Source organism: uncultured Roseobacter sp. (genome assembly GCF_947501835.1).
Classification (GTDB): domain Bacteria; phylum Pseudomonadota; class Alphaproteobacteria; order Rhodobacterales; family Rhodobacteraceae; genus Roseobacter.
Window position 1 is genome coordinate 16,179 of record NZ_CANMXR010000008.1, and the last position, 22,504, is coordinate 38,682.

A 22,504-nucleotide genomic window follows, 5' to 3' on the forward strand; every position below is an offset into this window, starting at 1 on the left:
TTGAACGTTGTCCGTTAAGCTTTTCGATATCATGTTGGCGCTATCAGAACATCTGGTTTTGATGAATGGAGAGTCATATGAACAGTATCATGACACAACTGAAAAACGCGGCCGCGAAACGTGCCGAGTTCAACCGCACCTATCACGAGCTGCGGTATATGCCACGCGCAACAGCGATTGATCTGGGGATGTTCCCGGAAGACGCATATCAAGTGGCCTATTCTCACGTCTACGGACGCTGAGGCAAACGGGCGTCACCCCGGCGCCCTCGAAATTCCCGAACCCGCGCCGTCGTCCATTTTGGGCATGACGGGCGCGGGTTTTTCATGTGGTGGGCTAGAGCGGCCAAACAATCAGGATGACCGGGATTGAGACGGCAATCACAATGATTTCCAGGGGCAGACCCATACGCCAGTAGTCGCCGAATTTATACCCACCGGGGCCCAGGATCAGCGTGTTGTTCTTATGTCCGATCGGGGTCAGAAACGCGCTGGAGGCGGCAACGGCCACGGCCATCAGGAAGGGGTCGGGCGAGACGTCAAGGGATTGTGCCATCTGGATGCCCACCGGCGCTGCGACGATTGTCGTGGCGGTGTTGTTAAGGACATCTGACAAGGTCATGGTCACCACCATCAGCACGGTCAGTACCGCCCAGGCGGGCAGTCCACCGGTCCAGGACACCAGCGCCCCCGCAATCAACTCCGTGCCGCCCGAGCTTTCCAGCGCGGCACCCAGCGGGATCATCGAGCCCAGTAAGACAACCACGGGCCAGTTGATGTGATCGTAAAGCTCACTCAGAGGCACGATGCGGGTCAGGACATAGGCCACAACCACGAGCCCCAAGGCGATGGGCAGATAGAGCAGCCCAACACTTGCCGCCGCGACCGCACCAGCAAAAAGACCGATGGCCAACCAAACCTTGCCGTTTTCCGTGACCGCCAGGCCGCGATCCGCAAGCGGCAGACACCCCAGCCAGTCGGTGACATCCGGCCCGGTATCGCGCGGCACCAGCAACAACAGGATGTCGCCGGTTTTGATCTCTGTCTTGCGCAGATGTTTCGTGATCCGCTTGCCTTGTCGTGACACGCCGAGCAACACTGAGCGCTGCCGCCATGCCAAGCCAATCGATTGCGCGGTTTTGCCGTTGATGCGTGCGCCATCCGGCACCACCACTTCGATGATTTCGACGCCTTCTCCGTCGGCGCGCAGGGCTTCTTCGCGTTGGGTGTCGGCGACAGCCAGATTGAGACTGGTGCGAAATTCGTCCAACGCCTCGGGCGAGGCTTCGATCACGAGGGCGTCCCCGGCTTTCAGCGGGGTATTGCGAGCCTGTCCGTAGCGCCGTTTGCCATCCCGGATCAGGCCAAGAATTGCCACATCGGCCTTGTCTGCGGCGTCATCCAACTCCGCGACCCGTTTGCCGATCTGCTTGCTGTCATCGGGGATGATCAATTCCGCGATGTATTGAGAGATGTCTTGCGAGGTCGCGCCCGCCTCGGCGCTTTGGGGGATCAGTCGCCAGCCGATCAGCGCGACAAAGACCATCCCCGCCAGCGCCGCCGCACCACCCACCGGTGCGAAATCGAACATCGCAAAGGGGGCGCCCAGCGCATCCTCCCGGATCGAGGCGATGATGATATTGGGCGGTGTGCCGATCAGCGTGGCCATGCCGCCAAGGATGGTTGCAAAGCTGAGCGGCATCAGGCTGAGCCCCGGTGGCCGCCCGGCCTTTCGGGCGGTTTGGATGTCCACGGGCATCAGCAGGGCGAGAGCCGCGACATTGTTCATGAAGGCAGACAGCACGCCACCAATCGCCCCCATCAGCGCGATATGCGCGCCCAAGGAGCGCGAGGCATCCACCAGCGTGCGGGTGATCAGGAAAACCGCCCCCGACCGCACCAGCCCGGCAGAAACGACCAGAACCAGCGCCACAACAAGGGTGGCGGGGTGCCCAAATCCGGAGAAGGCCTCTTCGGTCGGTACCACGCCCAGCACAACCCCGATCATCAGAGCGGTGAAGGCCACGATGTCATAGCGAAAACGTCCCCAGAGCAGCAGCCCGAAGACCGCGCCAAAGAGCGTGAAAAGAATGATTTGATCTGTTGTCACCGGGGCCTGCTCCGCGCTCTTGATTTTGCGAGTTGTTTTACCTCAACTGCCGTTATGTCTGATTTGAAGTTTTTTACCACCAATGTATTTCTGGACGCATTGGACCGGGCCGGCAAGCTGGCACCGCGCGCGGCAGCAAAGTCCAAATCCCGGATTTTTGGTCTGAAGAAGTATCTCGATGGGATCGAGTACAGCTGGCGTGACCCGGATCATCTGCGTTGGAGCCATGTGGATGAAGCGCGTCACATCAAAAAGGCATATCCGCCCCCCGAATTCGGCGCGTTTCTCTGCGAGATTGAGAAACCGCTGGTTTTTCAGTCGATTGAAGGGTTGAAGGACCCGGATCCGGAGGGGTATTTCGCACGGTTTCGATCCCGGAAGTTTGAATTGGCCTGCGTGGTTCTCTATACAGAAAAGCCGGATCGCCGGTTGGCTTTTGTGTTGGTGGGTACCCTGGCGGAGTGCAACAAGAAGTTGGCGGCGCTGAAGGAGGCAACCCAGGCAAGGCGGGTCATTTCCGACCTGCGCGCCTTGCCAAAGCCCAAGCGCACCGCGCGGTGAAATCTTGACAGAAGGGGTTTTATCACCTAAGTGTTGCTTTGCAAGACAACAGTTTTCTTAACCGCTAACCCTGAACGGTGACCCATGACTGATGTACAGATCAACGCAGGCGCGGAGGCCAAAACATCCAAGCGGGCTGTTTCGCGGCAGGCTGCGCGGACTTCGCCCACTCCTGAAGCACCGCTGGCGGCGCTTGACGAAACCGCATTTGACGCTGCATTCGATGGGCTGGACCCGGCGGAGAAACACGCGGTGTTCCGGAATGTGGGGGAGGAGTTGGCCCGCACGCTGGGGGCGCAGGTGATTGCGCAGATGCTAAATGGATCAGAGCTCAGCATGCGGGAAATTGGCGCGCAATCCGGGTTCGATCACACGGCATTGTCGCGCATTGCGCGGGGGTCGTCCAAAACCGGCCCCACCTTGTGGAAGGTTTTTGCCCTTGCCGAGGCGCTTGGGTACCGGATTGAGCTGAACGCCGTTAAAAAGTGACGAAGGCGGGTCTGGTTTCCGATGCGCTGATCCTGGCCCCGGCCATCTGGGCGTGCTCCTTCCTGTTGCGGTCACGCTGGTATGAACGCGAGGCGGACCGCCTGCTTGAGCAAGGCGTCGACGATCACACCGTTCAGTTGAAACGCGAAGAGGCGCGGTATTATCAGGATTTTGCCCGTGTCATGCCCAACTACATGCTTGCGGCTCTGACCCTCGGCCTCGCGATCCGGGCTTTTCTGATCCTGAGTGCAATGCTTACGGGCTAGGCAGAGGGGTTGAGCGTCCCGCGCGTCGCGGATACACATCGCCAAAATCAAAGAATGGAGGGTGCCAATGGCCGGACACTCAAAATGGGCAAACATCCAGCACCGCAAAGGGCGCCAGGACGCCGTGCGGGCAAAGCTGTTCTCCAAGCTGAGCAAGGAGATCACGGTGGCCGCCAAGATGGGCGACCCCGATCCCGATAAGAACCCGCGGTTGCGGCTGGCGGTCAAGGAAGCCAAGTCGCAATCCATGCCCAAGGACAATATCGACCGCGCGATCAAGAAATCGCAGGCCGGGGAGGGCGATGAATACGAGGAAATCCGCTACGAAGGCTATGGCCCCAACGGCGTTGCGGTCATCGTCGAGGCGATGACGGACAACCGGAACCGGACGGCATCGACTGTGCGCTCAACCTTCACCAAGAACGGCGGCAATCTGGGCGAGACGGGCAGTGTCGGGTTCATGTTCGACCGCAAGGGCGAGGTCACGTACCCTGCGGAGGTCGGCGATGCCGATACAGTCATGATGGCGGCCATCGAGGCGGGCGCAGAGGACGTTGAAAGCACCGAGGACGGGCATGTGATCTGGTGTGCGGACACTGACCTCAATGAAGTTGCGACGTCTCTGGAGGCGGAACTGGGCGAATCCGAGAGCACCAAGCTGGTGTGGCGGCCCACAACCACGACCGAAATGGACCTCGACAGCATGCAAAAGCTGATGAAGCTGATCGATGCGCTGGAAGACGATGATGACGTGCAGCGCGTGACCACCAATTTCGAGGCAACCGACGAGGTTATGGCAGAACTGTAATCGCAGACTTGGCGATAGCGGTTTCAAAAAATCTTGCTCATCTGACGCTGCCGGAAATCATAGGCTTCAGCGCGTTAAGCGATAAAATACGTAGCAGGCAATTCCGGATATGCCTAAAATGCAAAAGCCGCCCCGGATGCGCGGGCGGCTTTTGGGTGTGTCAGAGGACGGGCGCTTAACGGGTCTGATTACACTCGGTGCAAAACAACATGCGGAGGAAGTTCGACCAGCTTTGTGACGGCTCCGCAGGTTTGCGTATCGTACTGCGATTGATGCGTTTGATCAGGTGCTTGAGATCTACCAATTTCTGGTGCGCGCCACTGCCGCCCGCTTCACTTTGAACCGACAGAATTTTCTTTTGTGTGTGCAGGGCGGACTCGATCAACTCGATGTCTTTTTCCGAGAGCCCCAATTTGTGCAAGTTATCCAACATTCGAAACGCATCCTTTTTACCATTCCCATCATATGGGGTGTAAAACGGTATACGCCAATCATCCCGGATAAGATTTCTGTGAATTAAATTTCTTTCGTAACAGTTGCGTGAGAATTTTTAACAAGATGTTTCGCCGCCGCCGCTCGGATGCCGTGGCTGAGGGGCGCAAGAGCGTCTGACATCAGCCGGCTGGTTTGCCAAAAAAGATCTACATCCAAAGGTTTATCCGGCAGCAAGGGGCAAAGCGTGCCATGATCGAGCTGCTGTTGTACGAGGGGGAGCGGGTTGAGCCCCCACCCGAGCCCCGCACGGGCCGCATCGATGAACGCATGGGTGGAGGGCAGCTGATGCGCGGGCGGTGTCAGCCTTTCCCCGGTGATTTGCGTGATCCACCGATGTTGCAGCGCGTCCTTGGCGTTGAAGGTCAGCACCGGTGCGCGCGCCAATGTGTCGGCATTGACGCCCTGCCCAAACCACGTTGCCATAAACGCGGGGCTGGCGGTTGCGATGTACCGCAATGCGCCCAAGGGCTGACAATTGCACCCGGACACCGCCTGCGCCTGGCCTGTCACGGCAGCGCTGACCGCCCCCCGCAACAGCCAGTCGGTTGACGTGTCCTGATCATCTATCACCAGGTCAAAGAGCATGTCGCCAGCGCCCATCAGGCCCGGCACGAACCATGTTGCAAGGCTGTCGGCATTCACCGCAAGGCGCACACGCGGCGCGGCCTTGGCCGATCCGGGCGCGATGTCGGCCAGGACATGGGACTCCAGCAACGCGATATCCTCCGCATGCCGGGCAAGCTTGGTTCCTGCAGCGGTCGGGGTGCAGGGCTGGCCACGGTTAACAAGTGCGGTACCCATTCGTTCTTCCAGCGCCTTGATGCGTTGCGAAATGGCAGATGGTGTCACGTTCAGATGTGCCGCCGCCGCATCAAAGCTGCCGTGACGCACGATTGCCGACAAAGCGGCCAGCTGACTGGGGTCAATCGACATTAGCTATACTTAATCATCCTCAATTTATTTAATTTGAGTAATCATCTGACCCTCGCTAGTCAATGCGTCACCCTTGGCGGAGATACGGCGTGCTTGATACTTTTCTTCCCGGCTACTTTCTGAGCCTCTCGCTGATCGTGGCCATTGGCGCGCAAAATGCCTTTGTGCTGCGGCAGGGGCTGCGGCGTGAGCATGTCTTCTGGGTCTGCCTGACCTGCGGGGTCTCAGACGCTATCCTGATTGCGGCGGGTGTTGCGGGTTTCGGCACATTGGCCGAGCGTGTCCCGTGGTTCGAGACCGCGATGCGCTATGGCGGGGCCCTGTTCCTGTTATGGTACGGATGGCGCAATGCGCGCTCTGCCTGGGCGGGCGGGCATGCCCTGCAGGCGGATGCGGGCGCGCGCAGACCGCTGCTGACCACGTTGCTGACCTTGCTGGCGCTCACCTGGCTCAACCCGCATGTCTATCTGGACACGGTTGTGCTGATCGGGTCGATCTCCGCGCAATATGACAATCGTCTGGTTTTCGGTACAGGCGCGGTTCTGGCCAGCATCAGCTTTTTCTTTGCCCTGGGATATGGCGCACGTGTCCTCGCCCCGCTCTTTGCGCGACCTTCCAGCTGGCGCGTGTTGGACGGGTTGATCGCCTGCACCATGTGGGCCATTGCGGCGGGATTATTGTGGGCATAACCCCTTGCGGTTTGGGGTGAAACGCGGTGTCTATGGCGCATGGTCACCCGCACCCCCCATCGTCCGGTTGTTGGCATCTTCTGGATGTTGGTGACGGGCCTGTGTTTTGTCGCGGTCACCGCCCTCGTCAAATATATGGGGCCACGGTTGCCTCCGGTAGAGATGGCCTTTCTGCGCTATCTGCTGGGGCTTGTGTTTCTGATCCCGGCGATTGGTGCGCTGCGCGACGCCCGGCTGACAAAGCGCCAGTGGGGGCTCTTTGGGGTGCGCGGGCTGGTGCACGGCTGCGGTGTCATGCTGTGGTTTTACGCGATGGTGCGCATTCCCATCGCCGATGTGACGGCGATGAACTACCTCGCGCCGGTCTATGTGACCATCGGGGCGGCGCTGTTTTTGGGTGAAAAGCTGGCATTCCGACGGATCCTCGCGGTGATCGCTGCTCTGATCGGCGCGTTGATCATCCTGCGCCCGGGGTTTCGCGAGGTCAGCAGCGGCCATCTGGCGATGCTCTTTGCGGCCATCGTCTTTGGCGGATCCTACCTGACGGCAAAGGTGATGGCAGATGAGGTCAAACCTTCGGTCGTTGTCGCCATGCTGTCGATTTTTGTGACCCTCGTCCTGGCGCCCTTCGCGATCATGCAGTGGGTGACACCTACGCCCGGTGATCTGGTTTTGCTGTTCTGTGTGGCCTGCTTTGCCGTCGCTGGGCATTACACGATGACGCTTGCCTTTGCAGCGGCCCCGCTGACGGTGACCCAGCCTGTGACCTTCACCCAACTCGTTTGGGCGGTGCTGCTGGGCTATCTGATCTTTGATGAAGCCGTCGACATCTGGGTGGTTCTGGGCGGCATTGTCATCCTGAGTTCGGTTGTCTTTATCACCTGGCGCGAGGCTGCGCTGAAACGCGGCGAAACCACCCCAACCGTGCACGCCACCAAGGTGTGAGTGCGGTGCTAAGTTTTTTATTGATTGACTGATCAATAAAAAACCCGATATCTGACCTGCGATGCAGCCAGAGGAGAGTCGCGTGCCAAAACTTGGAATGGAACCGATCCGCCGATCGGCCCTGGTCGAGGCGACGATTGCGGAGCTTGCCTCCAAGGGATCCATGGATATCACCGTGGGTCAGATCGCCAAACGCGCGGGCATGTCGACCGCCCTGGCGCATCACTATTTCGGCGGCAAGGATCAGATTTTCCTCGCGGCCATGCGCCAGATCCTGCGGGACTTCGGGGTGGAGGTCCGGCGCGGGCTGGCCAATGCGGCGACCCCCAAGGACCGTGCGGTGGCTTTGATCGAGGCGAGTTTTTCACCGACCTGCTTTGCGCCCGATACGGTCAGCGCCTGGATGACACTTTATGCGCAGGCCCAGACCAACCGCGAGATGCTGCGTCTGCTGCAACTCTACCAGCGGCGACTGGCCTCCAACCTCACCCACGCGTTGCGCCCGCTGATGGGTCAGCCGGAGACGGCTGCCGAAACCCTGGCGGCGCTGATCGATGGGCTTTATCTACGCGCGGCGCTGTCGCGCTCGCAAAGCCCGGATGTGGCGCGTCGTACCGCGCTCGACACCTTGAATATCTTGCTGGAGAACCGCTCATGAGCCGCCCGAACATTCTCATCCTGATGGTGGATCAGCTGAACGGGACGCTCTTTCCCGATGGGCCGGCGGAGTGGTTGCACGCGCCCAATCTGAAGAAACTGGCGGCGCGTTCGACGCGGTTCCGCAATGCCTATACGGCCTCGCCGCTTTGCGCGCCGGGGCGGGCGGCCTTCATGTCAGGGCAACTGCCCTCGGCCACCGGCGTTTACGACAATGCCGCGGAATTCCCGTCTTCGGTGCCCACCTACGCCCACCACCTGCGACGGGCGGGCTATCAGACCTGTCTCTCCGGCAAGATGCATTTCGTCGGACCGGACCAGTTGCACGGTTTTGAGGAGCGCCTGACAACCGACATCTATCCCGCCGATTTCGGCTGGACGCCGGACTATCGCAAACCGGGTGAGCGCATCGACTGGTGGTATCACAACATGGGGTCCGTGACGGGCGCCGGTGTGGCCGAGATTTCCAATCAGATGGAATATGACGATGAGGTTGCGTTTAATGCGACGCGCAAGCTCTACGATCTGTCGCGCGGCGCGGATGATCGCCCATGGTGTCTGACGGTCAGCTTCACCCATCCGCATGATCCTTACGTGGCGCGCAAGAAATACTGGGACCTCTATGAAGATTGCGACCACCTGCTGCCCGAGGTGCCCGCCTTCGACTACGACGACCAGGACCCGCACAGCAAACGCATTTTCGACGCAAATGACTGGCGCAGTTTCGACATCAGCGAAGAGGATATTCGCCGGTCCCGCCAGGCCTATTTCGCCAACATCAGCTATCTCGATGACAAGATCGGTGAGATCCTGCAAACTCTCGAAGACACCCGGCAGGAGGCCATCATCCTTTTTGTCTCAGACCATGGTGACATGCTGGGTGAGCGCGGGCTCTGGTTCAAAATGTCTTTCTTCGAGGGCTCTTCGCGCGTGCCTTTGATGATCGCCGCACCGCAAATGACACCCGGGCTGCAAACGACGCCCGTCTCCAACATCGACGTCTGCCCGACGCTTTGTGACCTCGCTGGCGTCTCCATGGCTGAGGTGATGGACTGGACCACGGGCGTCTCATTGGTGCCCATGGGGCAGGGGGTGGCGCGCACCGAACCGGTTGCGATGGAATATGCCGCCGAGGCCTCCTACGCGCCGATGGTGTCCCTGCGCTATGGCAAGTGGAAGTACAACCGCTGTGTGCTGGACCCCGACCAGCTCTTTGATCTGGATGCCGATCCGCATGAATTGACCAATCTTGCCGAGGTGCTGGCCCATCAGGGAACCCTGGCACAGCTCAAGGCCAAATCCGAGGCGCGCTGGGACCTGGAAAGCTTTGACGCAGATGTGCGCAAGAGCCAGGCGCGGCGTTGGGTTGTCTATGATGCGCTGCGGCAGGGTGGCTATTACCCCTGGGATTATCAGCCTCTGCGCGATGCGTCCGAGCAATATATGCGCAACCACATGGACCTGAACGTTCTCGAAGAGAACAAACGGTTCCCGCGTGGCGAATAACCTCTCTCATCTTTTCCTCATTTGTCGCCGGAGGCGCGCATGACCTATCCCACCCAACCCACCGCAAGCCATTTCATCGATGGTGAGTATGTCGAAGACACTGCCGGTACGCCGATCGATGTGATCTACCCGGCAACGGGCGAGAAAATCGCGACCGTGCATGCGGCGACGCCCGCGCTGATTGAGCGCGCCATCGAAAGTGCGCAGACCGCGCAGGCCGCTTGGGCCGCGATGACCGGCACGGAACGGGGTCGTATTCTGCGGCGCGCGGCGGATATGATGCGCTCGCGCAACCATGATCTTTCGGTGCTCGAAACCTACGATACCGGCAAGCCCTATCAGGAAACCAGTGTGGCGGATGCCACCAGCGGGGCCGATGCGCTTGAATACTTTGGCGGTATGGCAGCTACGCTCACGGGGGAGCATATTCAACTGGGCGAAGATTGGGTCTACACCCGCCGCGAACCCTTGGGCCTTTGTGTGGGCATCGGCGCGTGGAACTATCCGACACAGATTGCGTGTTGGAAGGGTGCGCCAGCGCTGGCCTGCGGCAACACGATGATCTTCAAACCCTCCGAGACGACGCCGCTCTGCGCGCTGAAAGTTGCAGAGATCCTGCATGAAGCCGGACTGCCCGCGGGCGTTTATAATGTGCTGCAGGGGCTAGGTGAGGTTGGCAGCGCTCTGGTCACAGACGCACGGGTCGACAAGGTATCTCTGACGGGTTCAGTGCCCACTGGGCGCAAGGTCTATGCAGCAGCGGCGCAAGGCATCAAGCATGTGACGATGGAGTTGGGGGGTAAATCCCCGATGATCGTTTTCGAAGATGCAGATATCGAAAATGCGGTCAGCGGCGCGATCCTGGGGAACTTCTATTCCTCCGGTCAGGTCTGCTCGAACGGGACGCGCGTCTTTGTGCATGCGGATATCAAGGAGGCGTTTCTGGAGCGCTTGAGTGCCCGGCTGGACAAGGCCGTGATCGGCGATCCGATGCAGCCCGAGACCAGCTTTGGCCCGATGGTGTCCGAGCGGCAGATGAACATCGTGTTGGACTACATCGAAAAGGGGAAATCCGAAGGCGCGCGGTTGGTCTATGGCGGTGAACGCCTGGACCGCGACGGTTTTTATCTGCAGCCCACGGTTTTTGCGGATGTGCGGGATGAGATGATCATCGCCCGCGAGGAAATCTTTGGTCCGGTGATGGCGGTGCTCGACTTCACGGATGAGGCGGAGGTGATGGCCCGTGCAAATGATACGGAGTTTGGTCTGGCGGCGGGTGTTTTCACCCGGGATCTGGCACGGGCGCATCGTGTGGCCGCGGGGTTTGAGGCAGGCACATGCTATATCAACACCTACAACGACGCCCCGGTAGAGGCCCCCTTTGGCGGATCAAAAGCCTCGGGCGTTGGGCGGGAAAACTCCAAGGCCGCAATTGCCTACTATAGCCAGCTGAAATCGGTTTACGTGCGCATGGGCGATCTGGAAGCCCCCTTCTGAACAGATGTGATCCAAAGGAGCGCTGACGCGCACGCCATGATTTACGCGCGTGCCGCGCGGCGCATTCCGGAGAAGTGAGACGAGTTATGCAAGCGGATTTTGTAATTGTGGGCGCGGGAAGCGCGGGGTGCGCCGTCGCGTACCGGTTGGCGGAGGCCGGATCCTCCGTGATCGTCATTGAGCATGGCGGCACCGATGTGGGGCCATTCATCCAGATGCCAGCGGCGCTGTCCTATCCGATGAACATGAAGCGGTATGATTGGGGGTTTTCATCGGAGCCCGAACCGCATTTGAACAACCGCCGTCTGGCCTGTCCGCGCGGCAAGGTGATCGGGGGATCGTCCAGCATCAACGGCATGGTCTATGTGCGTGGCCATGCGATGGATTTTGACCATTGGGCGGAGCAGGGCGCCGACGGCTGGGCCTATGCGGATGTGCTGCCCTATTACAAGCGCATGGAGAGCTGGCATGATGGTGGCCATGGTGGTGATCCTGCGTGGCGCGGGACGGATGGCCCGCTGCATGTCAGCCGGGGCCCGCGCAAGAACCCGCTTTACCAGGCTTTCGTGAATGCCGGGCGTCAGGCTGGGTATGAGGCGACCGACGACTACAATGGCGAGAAGCAAGAGGGTTTCGGACCGATGGAGCAGACGGTCTGGGAAGGTCGGCGGTGGTCCGCGGCCAACGCCTATCTGCGCCCAGCGCTGAAACGCGAAAACTGCGAGCTGATCAACGGGTTGGCGCAGCGCATCGTGATTGAAGAGGGCCGTGCCACTGGCGTAGAAATCCGTCGGGGCGGTCGTGTGGAGATCATCACGGCGCGCCGCGAGGTGGTTCTGGCGGCCTCTTCCATCAACTCGCCCAAACTGCTGATGTTGTCAGGCATCGGACCCGCAGCGCATCTGGCGGAACATGGGATCGCGATTGCCGCAAATCGCCCAGGCGTCGGGCAGAACCTGCAGGACCATCTGGAGCTTTACCTGCAGATGGCGGCCAGCCAGCCGATCACGCTTTACAAGCACTGGAACCCGATCTCCAAGGCGATGATCGGGGCGCAATGGCTCTTTACCAAAACCGGTATGGGGGCGTCGAACCAGTTTGAAAGCACCGCTTTCATTCGCTCGCAACCGGGTGTGCCCTATCCGGACATTCAATACCATTTCCTGCCCATTGCGGTGCGCTATGACGGCAAGGTGGCGGCGGAAGGTCACGGATTTCAGGCGCATGTGGGGCCGATGCGGTCGCCCTCGCGGGGGGCCGTTTCGCTGGCATCGAATGATCCGGCCGCGGCGCCGAAAATCTTCTTCAACTACATGTCCACGGAGGAAGATTGGGTCGATTTCAGGCGCTGCATCCGCCTGACCCGCGAGATTTTCGCGCAGGATGCTTTCAAGCCCTTTGTCAAAAACGAGATCCAACCGGGCCAGGCGGTGCAGACGGATGATGAGCTCGACGCCTTCATCAAAGAACATGCGGAGAGCGCCTATCACCCCTGTGGCACCTGCCGCATGGGCCGCGCGGATGATCCCGATGCCGTGGTCGATCCGGAGGCGCGGGTGATTGGTGTTGACGGGTTACGCGTCGCCGACAGCAGTATTTTCCCGCGCATCACTAATGGCAACCTGAACGCGCCGTCGATCATGGTTGGCGAAAAGGTCTCTGATCATTTGCTGGGGCGCGATCCGTTGGCGCGGTCCAATGATGTGCCCTGGGTGCATCCGGCCTGGGCGACCTCGCAACGTTAACCTCTTGGTAACCTTGGTTAACAATTCTGCTTGTGTGGCCCGATGGATCAGGCCATATCGCGGGCATGCGAGTATTCATGTTTTGTTTATGGGCGGCAGCACTTGCCCTGCCCAATGGTTCGTTTGCAGCCCCCGGCTTGTCCGGAACGGTGCGTGTGATTGATGGCGATACCCTTGATGTGGGTGGGGCGCGTGTCAGGCTCTTCGGCATCGACGCGCCAGAGGCGGATCAGATGTGCACCACGGAGCAGGGACAATCCTGGGCCTGTGGCGCCTGGGTCACTGATCAGGTCACCACACTTTTTGCTGGCAGACGGGCGCACTGCGTCGCAGTGGACACGGACCGCTATGGCCGCATCGTTGCACAGTGCGAGGTCCGGGGGCAGGATCTGGGTGAGGTCATTGTGAGCGCTGGTTTGGCTTTCGCTTATCGCACGTATTCGGACCGCTATGTCTTTGCCGAAAAAGGAGCTGCGGTGCGCGACGTTGGCCTGCACGCGAGCCGCGTGCAAGATCCGTCGCAGTTTCGCCAGACCCGTGCGGTGGGGCGGATCCCACCCGATCGCAATTGCAAGATCAAGGGCAATATTTCCAGGAAGGGCACCCGCATTTTCCATGTGCCCGGTCAGCTATATTATGAGCGCACGGGGATACGTCCTGAAACAGGCGAACGCTGGTTTTGCACCATATCAGACGCGCAATCCGCAGGTTGGCGCGCGGCCAGGCGCTAATCCACCTGATAGGGCAGGACGTCCCGTAGGTTTGGATCGACACGCAGCTTGCGCTCCAAAGGCGGGACCGCCCGTTGGTGGCAATTGGCTCGCTCGCAAATGCGACATGAAATGCCAATCGGCTCAAATGCCCCATCGCGGCCCAGGTCCATGCCATCGGCGTAAATCAGATCGCGCGCATGCCGCACTTCGCACCCCAGTGCAATCGCGTAACGCCGCACTGGAGCCCCGAAACGGCCAGCGGGTTTTGAGACGTCACGCGCCAGATTGATGTAACGCACCCCATCGGGTGTTTCCGCCAGTTGACGCAGGAAACGCCCGGGCAATTCAAAGGCGCGGTGCACATTCCACAAAGGGCATGCGCCCCCGAAACGGGCAAATTGCAGGCGGGTGGCAGAATGGCGTTTGGTGATGGTTCCGGCCTGATCAACGCGCACAAAGAAAAACGGGATGCCCTTTGCGCCGGGGCGTTGCAGGGTCGAAAGCCGGTGCGCAACTTGTTCGATTGACGCGCCGAAGTGTCCTGCCAGGGCTTCTACGTCATGTCGGCAGGCGCGGGCCTCTTGTTGAAAGGCGCCGTAGGGCATGAGGGCGGCCCCGGCGAAGTAATTGGCGAGGCCAATCTTGGCAATGGCGCGCGCTTCGGCGGTGTGAAACCGCGCCAGATCAAGCGTTGCCTCCAACAGGGCCTCCTGCTTGACCAGTGCGACTTGCAACAGCAATTGAAAGGTCTGGCTTTCCGGCGGTGCGCGGCGGGACAGGGTGAGGGTCTTCGTGTCAGGATCCAGCCTTCGCAATTTGTCAGTATCCGCAAAATCCACTGTCACACCACTGTTGCCTAGTGCGGAAACTGCGGCGACCCGGATGTTGCGGTGGCCGCCTTCCTTATTGGCAAAGTGTTCCGCCGCACGATCCACCGCGTCGATGTAGTTGTCGCAGTAGTGAAAGAAATCACGCACTTCCTCCCACGGGCTGGGGGTTGCACGCGCGTCTTCTCGGCCAAGTGCTTCGTCCAGGGATGCGAGGCGCTCCTGCATTTGCCGGTAGCTGCGATGCAGTTCCAGAAAGGCATGGGCAAAGGCCGGTGCGTTTGAGGCCGCCAATCGCAGATCGGCGATGGGGGGCAGCGCGTCGGCAAAGAGCGGATCGGCCATGGCCTCGCGCATATCGCTGACCAGACGCTCACTGTCACCCGCGCTCAATTCAGTCACGTCGAGCCCGAATTCCTGCGCCAGCGCCAGCACAACCGTTGTCGAAACCGGGCGGTTGTTGTTCTCCATCTGGTTGAGATAGGGCAGGGACACGCCAAGCTTGGCCGCGAAATCCTTTTGGGTATGCCCCAACCGGGTACGCAATTCGCGCAGTTTCGCCCCGGCATAGAGTTTTTGTGTGGCCATCCCCCGCGCCCTTTCCAGGTTGCTTTGCAACTTTGCAGATTCGCAAACGCTATCTTTGCAAACCCGCTGGGGCAAGGTGCCGGGTCTTGGTTAACGCGGTCCTAACGTTCCTGTCAGATGGTGGGGTTTTGCAAGGCAATCCGACGTTCGCGCCGGTAGACCATCAAAATCGAGACCACGGCGGCAGTGGAGGTCGCCAGCATGATATAAAGCAGCGGAAAGGCGCCCGTCGCTTCGCTGAGCGAGGCGCCTGCCAGCACGCTGAGCGCGGCGCCACCGCCAATCATGATCGCGCCCCCAAGTCCCGATGCAGAGCCCGCCAGATGCGGGCGCACCGAGAGCATGCCAGCCGTTGCATTCGGGATCACAAGGCCATTGCCCAACCCGACGAATGTCATCAGGCCAAAGAAACTGAACGCGGATCCGTGACCTGCGACAAAAATCAGCAGCGACAGCAGCACGCCGCTGGCGTTGATCAGGCTGCCGATGAGCACCAGCTTGTTGATGCCGACGCGTTGCGCCAGCATGCCCGTGGCCATGTTACCAAAAAAATAGCCTAGTGCCGGTGCGCCAAAGTAGATGCCAACCCAGAAGGGGGACATGCCGAAGACAACGGATCCGACGAACGGACCCCCGCCGAGATAGGCAAAAAACGCGCCAGAACAGAACCCGGCCGCCAGCGAGTAGCCCCAAAACCGCGGTGAAACGAGGAGGGCGGGGTATTCGGCGAATTGCTGCGGCAATGTCTTGCCGCTTTTGCGCGCGGTTTCACCCTGGTCGGCCCAGGCCAGCCAGAGGGTCATTGCGCCGAGCACGAAAAGCGCCCAGAAATTCGCGTGCCAGCCAAAAAGCTCGTCCAGCACACCCCCCAGCATCGGGCTGATCATCGGGACGACCGCCATGCCCATGGTGACATATCCGATCATCGAAGCCGCCTGATCCTGATCAAACATATCGCGGACTGCGGCGCGGCTCAGCACCATGGCGCTCGCCACGACCGCCTGACAGACCCGGAACGCCAGGAAAATCTCTGCTGTGGGTGCAAAGATGCAGCCCACTGTCGCGACCAAAAAGATGACCAATCCCCATAGAACAATTGGGCGCCGCCCGTATTTGTCCGAAATTGGTCCAATCAGGATTTGCAGCCCCGCGCTGACCCCGAGATAGAGGCCAACAGAGAGCTGCATCAATCCGTAGTCGGCCTGGAAATACTCGGTCATATTGGGCAGACTGGGCAAGAACATGTTCATGACCATCGCCGACATGCCAGCAAGCAGAATGAGCGTCACGATATGTGGGGGTGTCGTGCGATCCAGAAATCGAATGACCGGAGGGTTTTGCATCCCCGAGAAGTAAGTGCTTGCCGCCTTGTTGTCCACGCATAGCCGGTATGCGCTGACTGCAATTTTGCAGTTTTGCAATTTGCGACTGTCTTGTTGAAAAGAGTTTGCAAATTTGCGAGATTCCCCTTCGATCCGATGCAACATAACGATATGGTCGCGCAAAATTACCAATGGGGTCACCATGAAAGATATTCTGCAGCAGCTGGAAGAACGCCGTGAAACCGCCCGCATGGGGGGCGGTCAGAAGCGGATCGATGCCCAACATGGTCGTGGCAAGCTTACGGCCCGGGAACGCGTGACCCTGCTGCTGGACGAAGGCAGCTTCGAAGAATTCGACATGTTCGTGACCCACCGCTGCACCGACTTTGACATGGAACAGCAAAAACCTGCGGGTGACGGGGTCGTCGCTGGATGGGGCACGATCAACGGGCGTCTGGTCTATGTGTTCAGTCAGGATTTCACCGTGCTGGGCGGATCGGTCTCTGAAACCCACGCGCGCAAGATCTGCAAGATCATGGATATGGCCGTGCAAAATGGTGCGCCGGTGATCGGGATCAACGATTCAGGCGGGGCCCGCATTCAGGAAGGCGTGGATTCGCTCGCCGGATATGGCGAGGTGTTCCAGCGCAACATCACGGCGTCGGGCGTGGTACCGCAGATCAGCGTGATCATGGGCCCCTGCGCCGGTGGCGCTGTTTATTCCCCGGCAATGACCGATTTCATCTTCATGGTCAAAGACAGCTCTTACATGTTCGTGACCGGCCCGGATGTGGTCAAAACCGTGACCAACGAACAGGTCAGCGCGGAGGAACTGGGCGGGGCAACAACACATACCCGTAAAAGCTCCGTGGCGGATGCTGCCTTTGAAAACGATGTCGAAGCGCTGGCCGAAGTGCGCCGCCTGGTGGATTTTCTGCCCGCCAACAATCGTGAAAGGCCGCCCGTACGCCCGTTTTTTGACGACCCAAACCGGGTGGAATCCTCCCTGGACACTTTGGTGCCGGAGAACCCGAACACGCCTTATGACATGAAGGAGTTGATCCTCAAGCTGGCGGATGAGGGCGACTTCTACGAAATTCAGGAAGATTTTGCCAAGAACATCATCACGGGCTTTATCCGTCTTGAGGGGCGCACGGTGGGTGTGGTGGCCAACCAGCCGATGGTCTTGGCCGGGTGTCTGGACATTGACAGCTCGCGCAAGGCGGCGCGGTTTGTGCGCTTCTGCGATGCTTTCGAGATTCCGCTGCTGACGCTGATCGACGTGCCTGGGTTCCTGCCTGGTACCAGCCAGGAATATGGCGGTGTTATTAAGCACGGGGCGAAACTGCTCTTTGCCTATGGTGAGGCGACGGTGCCGATGGTCACGGTGATCACGCGCAAGGCCTATGGCGGGGCTTATGTGGTGATGTCATCCAAACACCTGCGCGCTGATTTCAACTATGCCTGGCCCACGGCCGAGGTGGCGGTGATGGGGGCTAAGGGGGCCACCGAAATCATCCACCGTGCCGATCTGGGCGATGCCGACAAGATCGCCAAACACACCGCGGATTACGAAGATCGGTTCGCCAATCCCTTTGTGGCGGCAGAACGTGGGTTCGTCGACGAGGTGATCATGCCGCGCACCACCCGCAAACGGATCGCCCGTGCCTTTGCCTCCCTGCGTAACAAGCAGGCGCAGATGCCGTGGAAGAAACACAACAACATCCCGCTTTAGGCGACGCCGGTAATGCCCGTTTTTCACAACATTGACGATGCCCCGACGCATGTTGCGCCTTTTTCGCATGCGGTGGAGGCGGGCGGCTGGGTGATGCTGACCGGGCAGATGCCCACGGTGCCGGGGGCGCCGGACGCGCCGTTGGTGGATGGGATCGAGGCGCAGACGCGGCAAGTCATGGAAAACCTGATAACGGTGCTCGCAGGCGTGGCACTTGATCTGAGCGATGTGGTGCAGTGTCGGTGCTATCTGACCGAATTCGAGCGGGACTATGATATGTTCAACAGCACCTACAAAAGCTACTTCCCGGCGGATCGCCTGCCAGCCCGCACGACCATTGGCGTGACGGCATTGGCGGTAGGGGCGTTGGTTGAGATCGATTGTCTGGCCAGACGAAGGGATGCGGAATGACCCGGCTCTGGAAAAATCAGGCATTCACAATTGCCCATGCGGATGAGGGTAAGTTCGAAGGCGCAGGGCTGCGACCCTTCTTTGAATACCGTGATCTGGGGATAAACGCGGCGACCAAAGGCGCCTATGGGGCGCATGTCATCCGCGCCGTGCTGGGCATGGAAAGCCCTGCTGCCTGGCACAGCCATGATCTGGATTTCCAAATGGTCTATGTCACCCGCGGCTGGGTGGTCTTTGAGTATGAAGGCACGGGCGAGCACATTCTGCGTGCGGGATCCTGTGTGCTGCAACCCCCGGGGATCAAGCATCGTGAAGTGCGCCATTCCGATGATCTGGAATTGCTGGAGGTAATTTCGCCCGCCGGTTTTGACACCCATGACGAGGCCGCGCCATGAGCCTGCTGGCCACCATCGCATTTGCCACGCATATGGTCGCATTGCCCGTGCTGGAGGTGCCGTCCGGCCAGCCAATCGAGCTTTATGAGGTATTGATCGACGAAGTCGGCGCTGAAACATGGCTGCGGTTCCGTTTTCTGGCACCGGAAATCGCACGTGACACAGGTACCGTCGATTTTGCACAGGCCGAACCAGATCTAGAGCATCTCTGCGTGCAGGTAGCTTTGCCCTACCTGGCGGAATTCAATCTCAGCCCGGAGATCGTGGCGGTGACCTTGCTGGACCGGCCTGTTGAATTCGGGGTCACCAATCCCGACGCCACGCAATTCATCGATCTTTTCCGTGTCACCTCCGGCGCCTGCGTCTGGGAGGGATTTTAATGCCGGTTCATCATTTTTTTCGGCCAAGCGACTGGCGCACAGGCCCTGCGGCATTGGCGTCACAGAACGGCGGATTGGCGCCGCGCGCGTTTCCATTCGCAGCGCGGGCGCCTATGCTTCGCGCGGGATCGCCGCTCGGCGGGCTCACACAAAAAACAGAGATCCGTTCAGGCCAGATGCTTCTGGCGGGCGGAAATTGTGACAGGAGATACAGATGTCAAAGAGCATCAAATTGCTGGCGACACTGGGCTTTGTTGCCCTGGTGGCCGCTTGCGCAAACGAGCAGCAAGAAGAATTCGTTGTGGTCGACCCTGAGCCGATCTCGACCGAGCCGACCTACACTGGCAAGTACAACTAGACCTGTTACAGGGCGGGCTTCCGGGCCTGCCCTGACAGATGGCCGCCCGCTGCAAAGGGGGCTATCATGTTGAAACACCGCGGTTTCCCGGGCCGCTTGCCGGGCACAGACTACCATTTCACCCTGCGCAGATTTAACCCGCGTGGCGTGACGCCGCTGACGGAGCGTGCCCGCTTCAAGGACCGCAAACCTGCGGATCGCCGGGCGGATGCCGCCTTTTTCAAAGCCCTGTGGGAGCATTTTGGCGCTGAACCCTTTGAGCGCGGCAATCTGGACGCCGGCCGTTTGTCCTGGTTGTTCGGGCGGGAGGTGGTACCAGCGACCGATCCCTTTGATCCTGCTGATTATGAAGCCATTTTGAGGATCGACGAACGTGTCGCGCGGCAGTCCTTTCCTGAGGCATTTGAACCATGATCGGCGCTTTTTTGCTTGTGGCAGCGCCAAACCGGCGGCAGATGGCTCATTCACGCCGATGCGGGTTTAAAAGGGTAGATAGTTCAACCCCTGCGAGTAATGGTGCTCGGGTAGGCACTCGCGAATATCCCCGCAGTGTGTCTGCATACACTATTCGTACCCCTTCCCCTGGCGGGCAGTACGGCGGTTATACGCCTAAACTGCCCGCCTTTTTCTTGGCCTGGCGGAGGGCTTCGGAACAAACCGGATCAACCCACGTTCTTCAGGTGTCAGCGGTGAACCTGAAAGGACGTAGATCATGCCTGTCAAAAAGTTACTTCTTATTCTGGGAGCCTGTGCAAGCCTTGCTGCATGCGGCGCGACATTGGGTCAGCAAGCGGTCGGCGGCGCAGCCGTCGGCGCGGGCGCATCTGTGCTTACCGGCGGCAGCGTGCTCAGCGGCGCGGCCCTCGGGGCAGGGGCAAACGTGCTTGCCTGCCAAACTGATCTCGCGGATTGCTAACCGCGCCCAAAGCACATGGGCGCCTTGTGCCCAGATGGTGCATCCTCCCGGATATATCTACAAACCTCCCGCACAGCGATGGCTGTTGCGGGGGTTTTGTTTTGGAACCCAATCAGATTCCCTGAAAGTCAAAAGGACATCCCATGTTTAACAAGATCCTGGTCGCCAACCGGGGCGAAATCGCCTGCCGTGTCATCAAGACTGCCCGGAAGATGGGAATTAAAACCGTTGCGATCTATTCGGACGCCGACAAACAGGCGCTGCATGTGCAAATGGCAGATGAGGCCGTCCACATCGGGCCACCACCAGCCAACCAGTCCTACATCGTGATTGATAACGTCATGGCGGCGATCAAGTCCTCAGAGGCCGAGGCCGTCCACCCCGGGTATGGGTTTCTGTCTGAGAACGCGAAGTTCGCCGAAGCCCTGGCCGATGCTGATGTCGCCTTTGTCGGCCCGCCCAAAGGTGCGATCGAAAAGATGGGGGACAAGATTACCTCCAAGAAAATCGCGCGGGAGGCGGGTGTCAGCACGGTACCGGGATATATGGGGCTGATCGAGGACGCGGATGAAGCCGTGAAGATTTCCAATGAAATCGGATATCCGGTGATGCTCAAGGCCTCCGCGGGCGGTGGCGGCAAGGGCATGCGGATTGCCTGGAACGACGCGGAAGCGCGCGAAGGCTTCCAGTCCTCCAAGAATGAGGCGGCGAATTCTTTTGGCGACGACCGGATTTTCATCGAGAAATTCGTCACCCAGCCGCGACACATTGAAATCCAGGTGCTGTGTGATGCGCATGGCAACGGGATCTATCTGGGGGAGCGTGAGTGTTCAATCCAGCGCCGCAACCAGAAGGTGGTCGAAGAAGCGCCGAGCCCGTTTCTGGATGAGGCGACTCGCAAGGCAATGGGCGAACAGGCGGTCTCGCTGGCCCAGGCCGTGGGCTACACCTCTGCCGGTACGGTCGAATTCATCGTCGATGGCGACAAGAATTTCTACTTCCTCGAAATGAACACGCGGCTACAAGTGGAGCATCCAGTCACGGAGTTGATCACCGGTGTTGATCTGGTGGAACAGATGATCCGCGTTGCCAATGGTGAGGCGCTGACACTCAAACAATCAGACGTGAAACTGAACGGCTGGGCGATTGAAAACCGGCTCTATGCCGAAGACCCATACCGTGGGTTCCTGCCCTCCATCGGCCGCCTGACCCGGTACCGCCCCCCCGCCGAGGTCGCCGAGGCCAGCCATGTGGTGCGCAATGACACCGGCGTCTACGAGGGCGGCGAGATCAGCATGTATTACGACCCGATGATCGCCAAGCTGTGCACCTGGGCGCCGACGCGGGGCGAAGCGATTGAACGGATGCGGGTGGCGCTGGACAGCTTTGAAGTGGAGGGGATCGGGCACAATCTGCCATTCCTTTCGGCGGTCATGGATCACCCCAAATTTGTCTCGGGCGACATGACAACGGCCTTTATCGCTGAAGAATACCCCGACGGGTTCGAGGGCGTGACCCTGGCGGAAAGTGAGCTGCACCGGATTGCGGCGGCCTGTGCGGCGATGCACCGGGTTGCTGAAATTCGCCGCGCGCGGGTGTCGGGCCGTATGGACAACCACGAACGCAAAGTCGGCAGCGATTGGAATGTACGCCTGCAAGGGCAATCCTATGATGTCTGCATCGATGCGGATCAGGAGGGTTCCACCGTACGGTTCGAGGATGGCCCGGAATTGCGCGTCAGCGGCGCCTGGACACCGGGCGACCAATTGGCGGAGATGACGGTGGCCGATGCGCCGTTGGTTTTGAAAGTGGGAAAGGTCAGCGGCGGGTTTCGCATCAGAACGCGCGGGGCGGACCTGAAAGTGCATGTGCGCACGCCGCTTCAGGCGGAACTGGCGCGTAAAATGCCGGAAAAACTTCCGCCCGATACCTCGAAAATGCTGCTCTGTCCGATGCCTGGACTGGTTGTGAAACTGGACGTGGCCGTGGGCGACGAGGTGCAGGACGGGCAGGCGCTCTGCACAATTGAGGCGATGAAGATGGAGAACATCCTGCGCGCCGAGCGCAAGGGCGTTGTGTCCAAGATCAACGCTGCTGCGGGCGATAGCCTGGCCGTGGACGATGTCATCATGGAGTTCGAATGATCCGATGATCAGGCG

General features: G+C 59.8%; 25 protein-coding genes. 20 read left to right on the forward strand and 5 right to left on the reverse strand.

Annotated features, from left to right (window positions below; translation table 11 throughout):
- Window positions 1-77 precede the first annotated feature (77 nt).
- Window positions 78-242, forward strand: a complete 165-nt coding sequence (locus Q1A20_RS16495; RefSeq protein WP_298971987.1) for a hypothetical protein — start codon at window positions 78-80, stop codon at window positions 240-242.
- 94 nt (window positions 243-336) lie between these two features.
- On the opposite strand, the gene Q1A20_RS16500 is transcribed toward Q1A20_RS16495, so the two are convergent.
- On the reverse strand, window positions 337-2,109 hold the full coding sequence (locus Q1A20_RS16500; protein WP_299406439.1) for an SLC13 family permease: 1,773 nt from the start codon (window positions 2,107-2,109) through the stop codon (window positions 337-339).
- Window positions 2,110-2,163: 54 nt separating this feature from the next.
- Here Q1A20_RS16500 and Q1A20_RS16505 point away from each other — a divergent pair, with 54 nt between their 5' ends.
- From Q1A20_RS16505 to Q1A20_RS16520, 4 genes are all read left to right on the forward strand, one after another.
- The gene (locus tag Q1A20_RS16505) at window positions 2,164-2,670 is read left to right on the forward strand and encodes a hypothetical protein (protein ID WP_299406437.1); all 507 of its coding nucleotides are present in this window, start codon (window positions 2,164-2,166) and stop codon (window positions 2,668-2,670) included.
- Between the two features lie 84 nt (window positions 2,671-2,754).
- Entirely contained in the window at window positions 2,755-3,159 is a 405-nt protein-coding gene (locus tag Q1A20_RS16510; protein ID WP_298971994.1) for a helix-turn-helix transcriptional regulator, read from the forward strand.
- Window positions 3,156-3,425 (forward strand): hypothetical protein, encoded by a 270-nt coding sequence (locus Q1A20_RS16515; protein WP_298971995.1) that lies wholly within the window; start codon window positions 3,156-3,158, stop codon window positions 3,423-3,425. The genes Q1A20_RS16510 and Q1A20_RS16515 overlap by 4 nt, the downstream gene beginning before the upstream one ends.
- 67 nt (window positions 3,426-3,492) lie before the next feature.
- The gene (locus tag Q1A20_RS16520) at window positions 3,493-4,233 is read left to right on the forward strand and encodes a YebC/PmpR family DNA-binding transcriptional regulator (RefSeq protein ID WP_298971998.1); all 741 of its coding nucleotides are present in this window, start codon (window positions 3,493-3,495) and stop codon (window positions 4,231-4,233) included.
- A gap of 175 nt (window positions 4,234-4,408) precedes the next feature.
- On the opposite strand, the gene Q1A20_RS16525 is transcribed toward Q1A20_RS16520, so the two are convergent.
- Both Q1A20_RS16525 and Q1A20_RS16530 read right to left on the reverse strand, forming a co-directional pair.
- Window positions 4,409-4,666: a hypothetical protein gene (locus Q1A20_RS16525; protein ID WP_298972001.1), complete on the reverse strand. Its 258-nt coding sequence runs from the start codon at window positions 4,664-4,666 to the stop codon at window positions 4,409-4,411.
- Window positions 4,667-4,749: 83 nt separating this feature from the next.
- The gene (locus tag Q1A20_RS16530; RefSeq protein ID WP_299917702.1) at window positions 4,750-5,661 is read right to left on the reverse strand and encodes a LysR family transcriptional regulator ArgP; all 912 of its coding nucleotides are present in this window, start codon (window positions 5,659-5,661) and stop codon (window positions 4,750-4,752) included.
- 89 nt (window positions 5,662-5,750) lie between these two features.
- Here Q1A20_RS16530 and Q1A20_RS16535 point away from each other — a divergent pair, with 89 nt between their 5' ends.
- The 7 genes from Q1A20_RS16535 to Q1A20_RS16565 all read left to right on the forward strand — a co-directional run bounded on the left by Q1A20_RS16535 (window position 5,751) and on the right by Q1A20_RS16565 (window position 13,431).
- Entirely contained in the window at window positions 5,751-6,350 is a 600-nt protein-coding gene (locus Q1A20_RS16535; protein ID WP_299917704.1) for a LysE/ArgO family amino acid transporter, read from the forward strand.
- A gap of 39 nt (window positions 6,351-6,389) precedes the next feature.
- The gene (locus Q1A20_RS16540) at window positions 6,390-7,295 is read left to right on the forward strand and encodes a DMT family transporter (protein WP_298972007.1); all 906 of its coding nucleotides are present in this window, start codon (window positions 6,390-6,392) and stop codon (window positions 7,293-7,295) included.
- An 82-nt stretch (window positions 7,296-7,377) separates the two neighbouring features.
- Entirely contained in the window at window positions 7,378-7,953 is a 576-nt protein-coding gene (gene betI / locus Q1A20_RS16545; RefSeq protein ID WP_299917707.1) for a transcriptional regulator BetI, read from the forward strand.
- The gene (gene betC / locus Q1A20_RS16550; protein WP_299406420.1) at window positions 7,950-9,458 is read left to right on the forward strand and encodes a choline-sulfatase; all 1,509 of its coding nucleotides are present in this window, start codon (window positions 7,950-7,952) and stop codon (window positions 9,456-9,458) included. Before betI ends, betC begins: the two co-directional genes overlap by 4 nt.
- Before the next feature lie 39 nt (window positions 9,459-9,497).
- The gene (gene betB / locus Q1A20_RS16555; protein ID WP_299406418.1) at window positions 9,498-10,955 is read left to right on the forward strand and encodes a betaine-aldehyde dehydrogenase; all 1,458 of its coding nucleotides are present in this window, start codon (window positions 9,498-9,500) and stop codon (window positions 10,953-10,955) included.
- Between the two features lie 86 nt (window positions 10,956-11,041).
- Window positions 11,042-12,700 carry a choline dehydrogenase gene (gene betA / locus Q1A20_RS16560; RefSeq protein ID WP_299406416.1) on the forward strand — a complete coding sequence of 553 codons (1,659 nt, stop codon included), beginning with the start codon at window positions 11,042-11,044 and terminating at the stop codon, window positions 12,698-12,700.
- A gap of 77 nt (window positions 12,701-12,777) precedes the next feature.
- On the forward strand, window positions 12,778-13,431 hold the full coding sequence (locus Q1A20_RS16565) for a thermonuclease family protein (RefSeq protein ID WP_299406414.1): 654 nt from the start codon (window positions 12,778-12,780) through the stop codon (window positions 13,429-13,431).
- Here the strand turns inward: Q1A20_RS16565 and Q1A20_RS16570 are convergent.
- Together Q1A20_RS16570 and Q1A20_RS16575 are read right to left on the reverse strand one after the other, a co-directional pair.
- Window positions 13,428-14,828, reverse strand: coding sequence for a short-chain fatty acyl-CoA regulator family protein (locus tag Q1A20_RS16570; protein ID WP_299406411.1), 1,401 nt, complete (start codon window positions 14,826-14,828; stop codon window positions 13,428-13,430). The two genes, Q1A20_RS16565 and Q1A20_RS16570, sit on opposite strands and share 4 nt — an antisense overlap.
- Before the next feature lie 113 nt (window positions 14,829-14,941).
- The gene (locus tag Q1A20_RS16575) at window positions 14,942-16,171 is read right to left on the reverse strand and encodes a multidrug effflux MFS transporter (RefSeq protein ID WP_298972022.1); all 1,230 of its coding nucleotides are present in this window, start codon (window positions 16,169-16,171) and stop codon (window positions 14,942-14,944) included.
- Between the two features lie 181 nt (window positions 16,172-16,352).
- Between Q1A20_RS16575 and Q1A20_RS16580 the strand changes: the two genes are divergently transcribed.
- The 8 genes from Q1A20_RS16580 (at window position 16,353) to Q1A20_RS16615 (ending at window position 22,489) form a co-directional block, all read left to right on the forward strand.
- Window positions 16,353-17,885 (forward strand): acyl-CoA carboxylase subunit beta, encoded by a 1,533-nt coding sequence (locus Q1A20_RS16580; protein ID WP_298972024.1) that lies wholly within the window; start codon window positions 16,353-16,355, stop codon window positions 17,883-17,885.
- Window positions 17,886-17,897: 12 nt separating this feature from the next.
- Window positions 17,898-18,296, forward strand: a complete 399-nt coding sequence (locus tag Q1A20_RS16585; protein WP_299406409.1) for a RidA family protein — start codon at window positions 17,898-17,900, stop codon at window positions 18,294-18,296.
- A complete protein-coding gene (locus tag Q1A20_RS16590; RefSeq protein WP_299917711.1) occupies window positions 18,293-18,691 on the forward strand; it encodes a cupin domain-containing protein in 399 nt (132 codons plus the stop codon). The genes Q1A20_RS16585 and Q1A20_RS16590 overlap by 4 nt, the downstream gene beginning before the upstream one ends.
- Window positions 18,688-19,071 (forward strand): DUF6497 family protein, encoded by a 384-nt coding sequence (locus Q1A20_RS16595; RefSeq protein ID WP_298972033.1) that lies wholly within the window; start codon window positions 18,688-18,690, stop codon window positions 19,069-19,071. Before Q1A20_RS16590 ends, Q1A20_RS16595 begins: the two co-directional genes overlap by 4 nt.
- 214 nt (window positions 19,072-19,285) lie before the next feature.
- Window positions 19,286-19,429: a hypothetical protein gene (locus Q1A20_RS16600; RefSeq protein ID WP_298972035.1), complete on the forward strand. Its 144-nt coding sequence runs from the start codon at window positions 19,286-19,288 to the stop codon at window positions 19,427-19,429.
- A gap of 66 nt (window positions 19,430-19,495) precedes the next feature.
- Window positions 19,496-19,843 carry a hypothetical protein gene (locus Q1A20_RS16605; protein WP_299406401.1) on the forward strand — a complete coding sequence of 116 codons (348 nt, stop codon included), beginning with the start codon at window positions 19,496-19,498 and terminating at the stop codon, window positions 19,841-19,843.
- Between the two features lie 298 nt (window positions 19,844-20,141).
- Window positions 20,142-20,345 carry a hypothetical protein gene (locus tag Q1A20_RS16610; protein ID WP_299406399.1) on the forward strand — a complete coding sequence of 68 codons (204 nt, stop codon included), beginning with the start codon at window positions 20,142-20,144 and terminating at the stop codon, window positions 20,343-20,345.
- Between the two features lie 143 nt (window positions 20,346-20,488).
- Complete coding sequence (locus Q1A20_RS16615; protein WP_299917715.1) at window positions 20,489-22,489, forward strand: acetyl/propionyl/methylcrotonyl-CoA carboxylase subunit alpha; 2,001 nt, start codon at window positions 20,489-20,491, stop codon at window positions 22,487-22,489.
- The last annotated feature ends 15 nt before the right edge of the window (window positions 22,490-22,504 follow it).

Coding starts and splice junctions, on each gene's coding strand:
- Q1A20_RS16495 (WP_298971987.1), top strand. CDS start 78: ATGAACAGTATCATGACACAACTGAAAAACGCGGCCGCGAAACGTGCC.
- Q1A20_RS16510 (WP_298971994.1), top strand. CDS start 2,755: ATGACTGATGTACAGATCAACGCAGGCGCGGAGGCCAAAACATCCAAG.
- Q1A20_RS16615 (WP_299917715.1), top strand. CDS start 20,489: ATGTTTAACAAGATCCTGGTCGCCAACCGGGGCGAAATCGCCTGCCGT.
- Q1A20_RS16565 (WP_299406414.1), top strand. CDS start 12,778: ATGTTTTGTTTATGGGCGGCAGCACTTGCCCTGCCCAATGGTTCGTTT.
- Q1A20_RS16590 (WP_299917711.1), top strand. CDS start 18,293: ATGACCCGGCTCTGGAAAAATCAGGCATTCACAATTGCCCATGCGGAT.
- betA (WP_299406416.1), top strand. CDS start 11,042: ATGCAAGCGGATTTTGTAATTGTGGGCGCGGGAAGCGCGGGGTGCGCC.
- Q1A20_RS16585 (WP_299406409.1), top strand. CDS start 17,898: ATGCCCGTTTTTCACAACATTGACGATGCCCCGACGCATGTTGCGCCT.
- Q1A20_RS16530 (WP_299917702.1), bottom strand. CDS start 5,661: ATGTCGATTGACCCCAGTCAGCTGGCCGCTTTGTCGGCAATCGTGCGT.
- Q1A20_RS16600 (WP_298972035.1), top strand. CDS start 19,286: ATGTCAAAGAGCATCAAATTGCTGGCGACACTGGGCTTTGTTGCCCTG.
- Q1A20_RS16570 (WP_299406411.1), bottom strand. CDS start 14,828: ATGGCCACACAAAAACTCTATGCCGGGGCGAAACTGCGCGAATTGCGT.
- Q1A20_RS16605 (WP_299406401.1), top strand. CDS start 19,496: ATGTTGAAACACCGCGGTTTCCCGGGCCGCTTGCCGGGCACAGACTAC.
- Q1A20_RS16595 (WP_298972033.1), top strand. CDS start 18,688: ATGAGCCTGCTGGCCACCATCGCATTTGCCACGCATATGGTCGCATTG.
- Q1A20_RS16580 (WP_298972024.1), top strand. CDS start 16,353: ATGAAAGATATTCTGCAGCAGCTGGAAGAACGCCGTGAAACCGCCCGC.
- Q1A20_RS16575 (WP_298972022.1), bottom strand. CDS start 16,171: ATGCAAAACCCTCCGGTCATTCGATTTCTGGATCGCACGACACCCCCA.
- betC (WP_299406420.1), top strand. CDS start 7,950: ATGAGCCGCCCGAACATTCTCATCCTGATGGTGGATCAGCTGAACGGG.
- Q1A20_RS16520 (WP_298971998.1), top strand. CDS start 3,493: ATGGCCGGACACTCAAAATGGGCAAACATCCAGCACCGCAAAGGGCGC.
- Q1A20_RS16610 (WP_299406399.1), top strand. CDS start 20,142: ATGCCTGTCAAAAAGTTACTTCTTATTCTGGGAGCCTGTGCAAGCCTT.
- Q1A20_RS16505 (WP_299406437.1), top strand. CDS start 2,164: ATGTCTGATTTGAAGTTTTTTACCACCAATGTATTTCTGGACGCATTG.
- Q1A20_RS16525 (WP_298972001.1), bottom strand. CDS start 4,666: ATGTTGGATAACTTGCACAAATTGGGGCTCTCGGAAAAAGACATCGAG.
- betB (WP_299406418.1), top strand. CDS start 9,498: ATGACCTATCCCACCCAACCCACCGCAAGCCATTTCATCGATGGTGAG.
- Q1A20_RS16540 (WP_298972007.1), top strand. CDS start 6,390: ATGGTCACCCGCACCCCCCATCGTCCGGTTGTTGGCATCTTCTGGATG.